The 9,305-nt window shown below is 41.5% G+C and carries 9 protein-coding genes; 4 read left to right on the top strand and 5 right to left on the bottom strand.

Features of this window, described 5'->3' with window-relative positions:
• Positions 1 to 36: 36 nt before the first annotated feature.
• Together LGZ98_RS06160 and LGZ98_RS06165 are read right to left on the bottom strand one after the other, a co-directional pair.
• Positions 37 to 1,149, bottom strand: coding sequence for a histone deacetylase-like amidohydrolase (locus LGZ98_RS06160; RefSeq protein WP_113043404.1), 1,113 nt, complete (start codon positions 1,147 to 1,149; stop codon positions 37 to 39).
• Positions 1,150 to 1,289: 140 nt separating this feature from the next.
• A complete protein-coding gene (locus tag LGZ98_RS06165) occupies positions 1,290 to 1,598 on the bottom strand; it encodes a hypothetical protein (RefSeq protein ID WP_262977834.1) in 309 nt (102 codons plus the stop codon).
• A gap of 529 nt (positions 1,599 to 2,127) precedes the next feature.
• Between LGZ98_RS06165 and tus the strand changes: the two genes are divergently transcribed.
• A complete protein-coding gene (gene tus / locus LGZ98_RS06170) occupies positions 2,128 to 3,054 on the top strand; it encodes a DNA replication terminus site-binding protein (protein ID WP_262977838.1) in 927 nt (308 codons plus the stop codon).
• A gap of 96 nt (positions 3,055 to 3,150) precedes the next feature.
• Here tus and LGZ98_RS06175 read toward each other — a convergent pair whose 3' ends face one another.
• The 3 genes from LGZ98_RS06175 to LGZ98_RS06185 form a co-directional block, all read right to left on the bottom strand.
• Positions 3,151 to 3,381 (bottom strand): type II toxin-antitoxin system TacA family antitoxin, encoded by a 231-nt coding sequence (locus LGZ98_RS06175; RefSeq protein WP_262977835.1) that lies wholly within the window; start codon positions 3,379 to 3,381, stop codon positions 3,151 to 3,153.
• A gap of 131 nt (positions 3,382 to 3,512) precedes the next feature.
• Positions 3,513 to 4,907, bottom strand: a complete 1,395-nt coding sequence (gene fumC / locus LGZ98_RS06180) for a class II fumarate hydratase (RefSeq protein WP_113043407.1) — start codon at positions 4,905 to 4,907, stop codon at positions 3,513 to 3,515.
• Positions 4,888 to 5,121, bottom strand: a complete 234-nt coding sequence (locus LGZ98_RS06185) for a hypothetical protein (RefSeq protein WP_146748114.1) — start codon at positions 5,119 to 5,121, stop codon at positions 4,888 to 4,890. Before LGZ98_RS06185 ends, fumC begins: the two co-directional genes overlap by 20 nt.
• A 90-nt stretch (positions 5,122 to 5,211) precedes the next feature.
• Between LGZ98_RS06185 and manA the strand changes: the two genes are divergently transcribed.
• The 3 genes from manA (at position 5,212) to add (ending at position 9,150) form a co-directional block, all read left to right on the top strand.
• On the top strand, positions 5,212 to 6,384 hold the full coding sequence (manA, locus tag LGZ98_RS06190) for a mannose-6-phosphate isomerase (protein ID WP_113043408.1): 1,173 nt from the start codon (positions 5,212 to 5,214) through the stop codon (positions 6,382 to 6,384).
• Between the two features lie 139 nt (positions 6,385 to 6,523).
• Positions 6,524 to 8,071, top strand: coding sequence for a YdgA family protein (locus tag LGZ98_RS06195; protein WP_113043409.1), 1,548 nt, complete (start codon positions 6,524 to 6,526; stop codon positions 8,069 to 8,071).
• A 77-nt stretch (positions 8,072 to 8,148) separates the two neighbouring features.
• Complete coding sequence (gene add / locus LGZ98_RS06200) at positions 8,149 to 9,150, top strand: adenosine deaminase (RefSeq protein ID WP_262977836.1); 1,002 nt, start codon at positions 8,149 to 8,151, stop codon at positions 9,148 to 9,150.
• The last annotated feature ends 155 nt before the right edge of the window (positions 9,151 to 9,305 follow it).

Consider the following 9,305-nt stretch of genomic DNA (forward strand, 5'->3'; position numbering starts at 1 on the left):
TCCCAAACTATGTGGAACAAACCTACGCAACAAAGCTCAAAGACCGAATTTTTCTTTAAGTTTATCAAGCTGTTGTTGTTGAAATAACTCAAACTTAGCTTTTGGCTGCTGCAAGCGTATAGAATCTAACATTGGATCTTTGACTTCCGTACGAATGCCGCTCATTTGTTCAAGTACAGCCAATCCACAGAATGGTACATAAGACTCCGCATACCCGCCTTCATGAATAACGACTAGTTTTCCGTCGCATAAACTATCTGCTGCCTGTTGCACTAGCTGGGTCATCTCCCGAAAACTTTCACTATGGAGCTGCATCCTTGCCAAAGGATCCACCGCATTCGCATCATAGCCACAGGCAACAATAATCAGTTCCGGTTTAAAACGTTCAAGCGCAGGAAGTATTATCTGTGTCATTGCATAGATATAGCTATTATGTCCGGCTCCAGCAAGTAATGGGATATTCAGGTTATAACCTATTCCTTCACCTTCCCCAATATCATCTTCACCGCTGTATCCTGGAGGGAAGCAACCATCCTGATGTATTGAGATGGTCAAAACATCAGAACGCTCCCAATAAATATGCTGAGTACCATTACCGTGATGAACATCCCAATCAATGACCGCAACTCGTTTTAAATCAAAACGTGCTTTTGCCTGTTCAATTGCCAATGGGATATTTGCTAGAAAACAAAATCCCATGGGCTTATCAGGTAAACAGTGATGACCTGGTGGTCGAGAAAGGCTGTAAGCATTATCAAGCTCACCGCTAAGCACTGCTTCCACTGCCGCACAAGCAAGGCTGGCTGAAAGTTTAGCAATTTCATAGCTTCCCGGTCCCAAAGAGGCTTCTATACCAAGCATTCCTCCACCATTATCACTGACTTGCTTAAACCGCTTCAGGTACTCTTCCGGATGAATTTTACGTAGTATATGCTCATCAATAAGAGATGCCGAAGAAAGGTGCAAAGAGTGGCTCAAGCCTGATACATCCATCAAATTTTTTAGCCGCCTTTTTGTTTCCGGCGATTCAGCATGTGCAGTTCCAGAAGTAGGTTGAACCCAACCACCGACAGGTAAAGTCGTTATATGCATGCCAGTACTATGCCAAAAACAATGTTCATCAAAGAAAAACCCCGTTTTTCGTCTCATCATCCTTCCTTATAGATTAAATTAATTCACATATAATTAACACAATCAGAACAAAAACAGATTATGCTTAAACCTCCCTAATATTCGTGGGCACCGATGAGATAACCCGAACAAGTATGTTCGGGTCACAAATCCAGCAGTTAAGTGCTGAATTTAGAGGTCAGAACCACTCGGTGAAGCCCCATGTCGTGGTAAAGTCTCTGAGTATCTTCAGTTACAGGGGATGCCCGGCAAATAAAGCCAAGGTAGCCTCCCCTCTTTCCTTCCCAGACGCACTCAAATTTTTGGTGTGGTGTAGTGCTCTCCCATATTGCCAATGACACACTCCCCGGCGCTGCATGAAACTTACTAGCCACCGTTACAGCAGTCGCGTAATTACCTGCTGGATATGGATGAATAATATAGGATTTTCCTGGGATCGGAGTATCGTTGCCTGTGAGTATTCCCATAATCATTCTTCGTTAGTTTATGTGGTATTCACATTCATTTAGGTAGATATTGTGTCTTTTTAATGAAGCTCAATAATAAACATCAGTATCCTGATATATAAATATCTAAAAAATTCATAATATGTTCCTTATAAAATATCATAATAAATGACATCTACAATCCAACCATGAATTTCGACACAAGGATATTATAACTTTTATTGTTTATTTGAATTTTAATATTCAATGGCTTTGTGTGGCGTATAGCAAGCACAAAGGTGACAGTAAAATCCGTCTTCACCCCATCCCCGGGCATTGTTTTTGTGCTGCTGAAATGGACATTTCCACCAAACAGTCTTGTTCGCTGTAACGTTCAATGCATTGATATTTTGTATTTTTTCTCAGTGGTATCATTCAGTGACATTCCTGACCACATTGTTGGCTTCAAGCTTTATAGGTGGTATGAATATACATACGACATATTTGAGTTTGATGTTTGCTCCTTTTGTTTTATAATAAAAAGTATGTTGTAACTAATCGTGTTATTCAAATGAGTAAATATTTATCAATTGAAGATTTGAATAGTTGTTTTCAAAGACAAGAGAGTAAGTTGAAACAACTGGATGAACAATTAAATAGCTATTCTTTGTTAGCCGCTCATGTGTTTATTCTGCCTGATGTAGAAAAAGGCAGTGAACATGAGCCAGTAACGAAAATAATTGTTAATGAAAAGACGGGTAATGACGCACTAAACATAGGGTTAAATCATTACCAGAAGCTATTTATATATCACAACAACCAAAATATCAGCAGTAAAGCTGCCGTTCGTCTTCCCGGTGTATTATGTTTTTCTGTGAACCAACAACAATATCGCTCTGCTTTACTTTTGATTGAGGAAATTAATAAGTTGAAAGCAGAACTTGAACATATCGTAACTGTGCAATCAGGAGTGGATAAAGAACAACGGTTTGAGTTTGTTCACAGTCAGTTACATGGTTTGATAACTTTAAACGCTTACAGAACCATCACTCCCCTTATCAATCCCGATTCAGTTCGCTTTGGTTGGGCAAATAAAAATATCATCAATAAAGTCACAAAAGATCAAATTCTACAACGTTTAGAGAAAAGCTATAACGCTGGACGAGCAGTTTCCCCCTATTCTCGTGAACAGTGGGCAACATTAGTCGCCAAAGAAATTATCGACATAAAAAAATTACCTAATGATGTGGCTTTAAAAATCAAACGTCCGGTGAAAGTGCAGCCCATTGCACGAGTCTGGTATGCGGAACAACAAAAACAGGTGCAGTATGCTTGTCCCCTGCCAATAATTGCATTTTGTGTTAATTATGGCGATAACCAACCAAAGATAGGTAGACTTGCTAACTATGATGCCAATGCCATAGTCCATCGTTATAAACCCAAAGCCAAACCACTGGAGTTGATTATTCCAAGGCTACATTTATATCGTGAGATTTAGTGCAATTAATCCTGTTTACCTAATGGAAGCATCAGCGTGTATGGCTCCAACGATGACTGGGCAAAGCCAAGACGCGTATAGAACGTTCGGGCGTTCTCATTTATCAGAAAGCGGTTGCTCCAGCATCTGCATGAACGCATGATATTTTTCGTCGTTAACGAAAAAGTGGCGCTGATCGAGTATGGCCTCTTCGGCTGCGCGGCAGGCAGCATCCAAGATGAAATCAGTTCGGGTCTTTGAGTGCAGGTTTGCTGCATGGTCAATAAGCTCCCGCTGAAAGGCTTTCGCCCGGATGTTGATCGGGGTTTCTTTAGGTTGTGTTCTCATAAATCACCTGTGTAGCAAATTGGTAGGCAGTCATTATAGCAGTTGTGTAACTAATAGCTATACAGAAGATTCCGTACATTCTACTAACCGGAGCTCTCGTCTCCGGTCAGTTTTTCATGGCTAAACAACAATTACTTCAAGCTGCCAACCATATCTTCCGGACGAACCCACTCATCAAACTCTGCGTCTGTCAGATAACCCAGTTTCATCGCCGATTGTTTCAATGTCAGCCCTTCTTTATGGGCTTTCTTAGCAATTTCTGCGGCTTTGTCATAACCGATATGTGTATTCAGCGCTGTTACCAGCATCAAAGATTCATTCAGCAACTGAGTAATGCGATCACGGTTAGGTTCGATACCAACTGCACAATGTTCATTGAAACTACGCATACCATCCGCCAGCAAGCGAACAGATTGCAGGAAGTTATTAATCACCATTGGACGGAACACATTCAGCTCAAAGTTGCCAGATGCACCACCAATATTAATAGCAACATCATTACCCATCACCTGAGCACAAAGCATTGTCACCGCTTCACACTGAGTTGGGTTAACTTTACCTGGCATGATTGAACTACCCGGTTCATTTTCAGGAATTGAAATTTCACCGATACCACAGCGAGGGCCGGAAGCCAACCAACGAACATCGTTTGCAATTTTCATCATGGATGCTGCCAGACCTTTTAATGCCCCATGAGAATGAACCAGAGCATCACAAGTCGCCAAGGCTTCAAATTTATTTGGTGCAGTAACAAACGGATGGTTGGTCAGTTCAGCCAATTTCTTAGCAACACGAACAGCATATTCAGGATGAGTATTTAAACCGGTGCCAACCGCAGTTCCCCCTAGCGCTAGTTCACAAACATGGGGGATACTGTCTTCAATGTGTTTCAGGTTATGCGTTAACATTGCCGCCCAACCAGAAATTTCCTGACCAAGGGTCAATGGCGTCGCATCCTGCAAGTGTGTACGACCAATTTTAACGATATCCTTATAAGCTTCAGCTTTATCAGCCAATGTTTTTTGTAATATTTTCAGCTCAGGAATAAGGTGCTCACGCAGCGCGATAACCGCAGCAACATGCATTGCTGTTGGGAAAACGTCGTTAGAACTCTGACTTTTATTTACATCATCGTTAGGATGGATAAGGCGTTCACTCCCCCTCACCCCGCCAAGGATCTCACTACCACGGTTCGCCAACACTTCGTTCATGTTCATGTTACTTTGTGTTCCAGAACCGGTCTGCCAGATAGCAAGAGGAAATTCTGTCGGATGTTTACCTTCCAGCACCTCTTTCGCAGCAGCAATAATTGCTTCACCACGTTCTTGCGGCAGAAGACCCAAATCCATATTGACACTGGCCGCAGCCTGTTTGGTCAATGCCAGAGCATGAATTAATGCAACCGGCATTTTCTCCTGCGAAATGCGAAAATGCTCAAGTGAACGTTGAGTTTGCGCTCCCCACAATTGGTCAGCAGGTACTTCGATGGGCCCCATTGAGTCTTTTTCAATGCGAGTGGCTGCCATTACTATCTCTCCTTAACACACAGAATAATCGAATATGCATATACCCGTCATCTTTCAAGTTGCCTCTTTGTTGGCTGCACTCGCTCACCCCCGTCACATAGTTACCTATGCTCCCGGGGATTCGCTCCCTTGCCGTCGCGAAGCATCTTAAAATCCATAGGGTATAATCAGTCTTTGCAGATAAACTAATTAGCATTCTGTTATCATGCCACATATTAGTTCCTGATTATGCCAACCAAGTCGTATTTATCGTATTGTGGTAGAAAGGAAATAGATTGATTTTTTTAAAAAGAGAGTAACGGCCATGTTGAAGATGATAAATCAGATCCAGCGCTATTCATGGGGAAGCAAAACCGCCCTGATGGATATTTATGGTGTTGAAAATCCAGATAATCTGCCAATGGCTGAATTATGGATGGGCGCCCATCCTAAAAGCAGTTCACTTGTCGTCAATCCAGAAACGGGAAAACCCATTGCCTTAAATGAATTAATAGCCAGTGATCCGGAAAAATATTTGGGGAAAAAAGTTTCAGATAGATTTCACCGTTTGCCTTTCCTATTTAAGGTATTATGCGCGGCTCAACCTCTCTCAATTCAGGTTCATCCTGATAAAAAATCCGCAGAAGAGGGGTTTGCCAAAGAGAATATCGCCGCTATTCCGTTGGATTCCCCGGAAAGAAATTACAAAGATGATAACCATAAACCCGAATTGGTTTATGCCCTTACCCCTTTCCGGGCAATGAATGGGTTCCGTCCATTAACCGAAATCGCGCAATTACTGAAATTTATTACTGCGGCCCATCCCAAAATTCCGTTCTTTATTCAGACACCAAATGAACAGAATCTTGCCTGCTTATTTTCCCAATTACTGAATATGAGTGGCAAACAAAAGCAGTTAGCTCTTGGCGTATTGAAATCAGCATTGAATAGTCGGCTCGGAGAACCTTGGGATTCCATCAAAAAAATGACGGCATTTTACCCTGACGATAATGGCCTATTTATTCCACTTTTACTTAATGTCATCGAACTTGAACCCGGTCAAGCCATGTTTCTATGCGCCCGCACGCCTCACGCTTATCTGGAAGGCGTTGCTCTTGAAGTGATGGCAAACTCAGATAATGTCCTACGAGCGGGCTTAACCAACAAATATATTGATATTCCTGAGCTAATGGCAAACCTTGACTTTATTTCAAAACCAATAAACACCTTATTTATGCTACCAAGACAGGAAAAAACAGCTAAAAATTTCCCTATTCCAGTGGATGATTTTGCATTTTCTATTTATTCTCTATCGGAACAGTCAATTACGCTTGATAACAATTCAGCATCGATTGTTTTTTGTGTTGAAGGTCAAACAGTTATACAATCTGGCGAACACCAATTGAGAATTTTCCCAGGTGAGTCAGTATTCATATCTGCTGCCGAAAAGGCTGTGATAATTCACGGTGATGGTTTTACCGCCCGGGTTTTTAATTAATAATACCAACCTGGGCCTAAAACTTATTCACAGGCGCTGTTAAGCACTACTTACACTCCAAGCTGTGTTAACGGCCATTTTTATATCGAGAGAATGCATATTACCTGCAAAATATGCATTAAAAGGACGGATTTGCATTATGAAAAAATCGTTAGTGGCAGTAGGCATTATTGTTGCCTTGGGAGCAGCCTGGACTGGAGCTTCATGGTATACAGGTAAACAGATTGAACAACGTATAGATCAATCTATTTCCCACGCCAATGCTGAGATGAAAAAAGCCTTCCCTGAAACAGGTCTGATGCTACAGAGTAAAGATTTCCGCCGTGGCGTGTTCAGTTCTGATGTCCGTCTTGTTCTGACAGTTAAAGACGGCGTTAAAAACGCAGAAATCAAACCCGGTGAAGAAATTTCAATTAAATCTGTGATTGATCACGGCCCTTTCCCACTTGCACAAGTGAAAAAATTAACCTTAATTCCGAGTATGGCTTCCGTTCATTCCGAACTGGAAAATAATGAATCTTTAAAACCCCTGTTTGAAATCACTAAAGGAAAATCGCTGTTCACTTCTGATTCTCGTGTCAGTTATAGTGGTTCTGTTATTTCTGATGTTGATATCATTCCTGTCGATTTTGAAAAAAATGGGGCTAAATTCAATTTTTCCGGTGCCAAACTGACTTCCGATCTCAGCCGTGATCTGAAAAAGATATCACTGGCAATCAAGAGCGACCAGTTAACCATCAATAAAAATGACGAAAATTTCCTTGTCAAAGGTATTGATTTAAACCTAGACAATAAAAAAGGCAAATTTGATATCTATATTGGCGATCAAAGCATCAAAATTCAGCAAATCAGCCTAAAAGGCATCGGCAATGAAGATATGATGCTTTCCGGCGTTAAAATAGATTCAAATATCGGTGAAGATGAAACTAATCTGAAAGGAAAAATCACTTATAGTTTGGATGGACTTAAACTGAAAAATATTGATTTTGGTTCTGGTCAGTTTGCAATTACTGCCGATCGTCTGGATGGTGAAGCCATGCGTAAGTTTACTCAAGCTTACAATGATGCCACAGCCAAATCACTCTCTTCTGATGATATCTCTTCCGATGCGGTAGATACAGCTATTATTGACGCGGTATTGTCTAACCTGCCTATTTTGCTGAAAAACAATCCACAATTTGGTATTGATCCATTGACCTGGAAGAATACCAAAGGTGAAAGCACCATTAATTACCAAGTGAGTTTGAAGGACTTACCAAAAGATAAAAGTAGCTTGTCTTCAATGAAAACAGAGGAAGCTATTCGCACCTTAATTCAGAACATGTCTCTGAATGTCACATTACCAAGACCTATGATGATTGAGTTTTCCACTCAGTCAATGATAATGAATGGCATGGATAAAGCAAAGGCTGAACAGAATGCTGAGCAACAGATAAAACAGTTTGAACAACTAGGACAACTGTTTAAAATTGCCACGGTTGATAAAGATGCTATCAGCATTAAGTTTAACTATGCAGACGGTAATGTAGAAATGAATGGTAAGAAAATGCCCTTACATCAATTCATGTCTGAATACAATTTATCCGACCCTTCTGATGATGAAGCACCAGAACAAATAGTGCCAGAAGGCGACACCCACGACAGTGGAAAAGTGAAAGCAGAAGGTACTGTGCAACCTGCGCAATAAAACGCGCCGATAAACGTTTTGTTAAATTGCCAGTCAACGCATGTGACTGGCATTTTTATATAAAAAAGGACCTGAACGTGATTGACATAAAACTCCCACTGACAGATTTACACCGCCATCTCGATGGAAATATCCGGCCGGAGACTATCTTAGATCTTGCCAACCAGCATAATATTCAGCTTCCAGCAAATGATCTGGAATCACTACTCCCCCACGTACAAATTATTGAAAATGAACCGAGCTTAGTCAGTTTTTTACAAAAACTTGATTGGGGAGTGGCAGTACTAGCTGATTTGGACGCTTGTCGTCGTATTGCTATTGAAAATGTTGAAGATGCCATCAATACTGGGCTCGACTATGCTGAATTACGTTTTTCCCCTTATTACATGGCGATGAACCACAAATTGCCGGTTGAAGGGGTCGTTGAGGCAATTATTGATGGTATCCGTTCTGCCCGTCAAAATAACGATATCGACATCCGTCTTATTGGAATTTTAAGCAGAACTTTTGGTGAACAAGCCTGTACTCAGGAATTAACTAGCCTGCTAGCTCACCAGCAACATATTACTGCATTGGATCTCGCGGGTGACGAGTTAGGTTTTCCCGGCCATCTTTTCCAATCTCATTTTACCAAAGCCCGTGATGCTGGATGGCATATAACTATCCATGCCGGCGAAGCCGCTAGCGCTGAAAGTATTTGGCAAGCCATTAGGGAATTAGGAGCCACGCGTATTGGTCATGGGGTAAAAGCCATTACTGATCCCGTATTGATGGATTATTTGGTTGAAAACCGTATTGGTATTGAAACCTGTTTAACCTCAAACCTTCAAACCAGCACCGTCAATTCTTTATTGGACCATCCACTCAAACAATTCCTGGAAAAAGATATTCTTGCTTCCATTAATACCGATGATCCAGCCGTTGAAGGCATCGACATCCGCCATGAATATGAAATTGCCGCCCCTGCCGCGGGTTTATCTATTGCTCAAATTCGTCAGGCTCAGATAAATGGGCTGGAAACTGCTTTTATCAGTGGTGCAGAAAAACAGGCATTACGTATGAAAGCAGCAAATCGTTAAATCATAACCACCCGCATAGCGGGTGGTTTGCTCTAGCCCTATAAGGGCATGTTACCGACCGCGCCTAAATGACGCCGCTTTCTCTTTGTTCAAGCTAAAGGGTCATTGTCTCTTTGGCTTACCCCTTGAAGGGGTTTTCATACTCTCGTGTACTT

It is taken from the genome of Photorhabdus kayaii, from assembly GCF_025384895.1.
Lineage (GTDB): Bacteria > Pseudomonadota > Gammaproteobacteria > Enterobacterales > Enterobacteriaceae > Photorhabdus > Photorhabdus kayaii.

Bases quoted from the DNA above. Each gene is read 5' to 3' on its own strand.
- LGZ98_RS06160 (WP_113043404.1), bottom strand. From the start codon at position 1,149: ATGAGACGAAAAACGGGGTTTTTCTTTGATGAACATTGTTTTTGGCAT.
- LGZ98_RS06165 (WP_262977834.1), bottom strand. From the start codon at position 1,598: ATGGGAATACTCACAGGCAACGATACTCCGATCCCAGGAAAATCCTAT.
- tus (WP_262977838.1), top strand. From the start codon at position 2,128: ATGAGTAAATATTTATCAATTGAAGATTTGAATAGTTGTTTTCAAAGA.
- LGZ98_RS06175 (WP_262977835.1), bottom strand. From the start codon at position 3,381: ATGAGAACACAACCTAAAGAAACCCCGATCAACATCCGGGCGAAAGCC.
- fumC (WP_113043407.1), bottom strand. From the start codon at position 4,907: ATGGCAGCCACTCGCATTGAAAAAGACTCAATGGGGCCCATCGAAGTA.
- LGZ98_RS06185 (WP_146748114.1), bottom strand. From the start codon at position 5,121: ATGTGGCATGATAACAGAATGCTAATTAGTTTATCTGCAAAGACTGAT.
- manA (WP_113043408.1), top strand. From the start codon at position 5,212: ATGTTGAAGATGATAAATCAGATCCAGCGCTATTCATGGGGAAGCAAA.
- LGZ98_RS06195 (WP_113043409.1), top strand. From the start codon at position 6,524: ATGAAAAAATCGTTAGTGGCAGTAGGCATTATTGTTGCCTTGGGAGCA.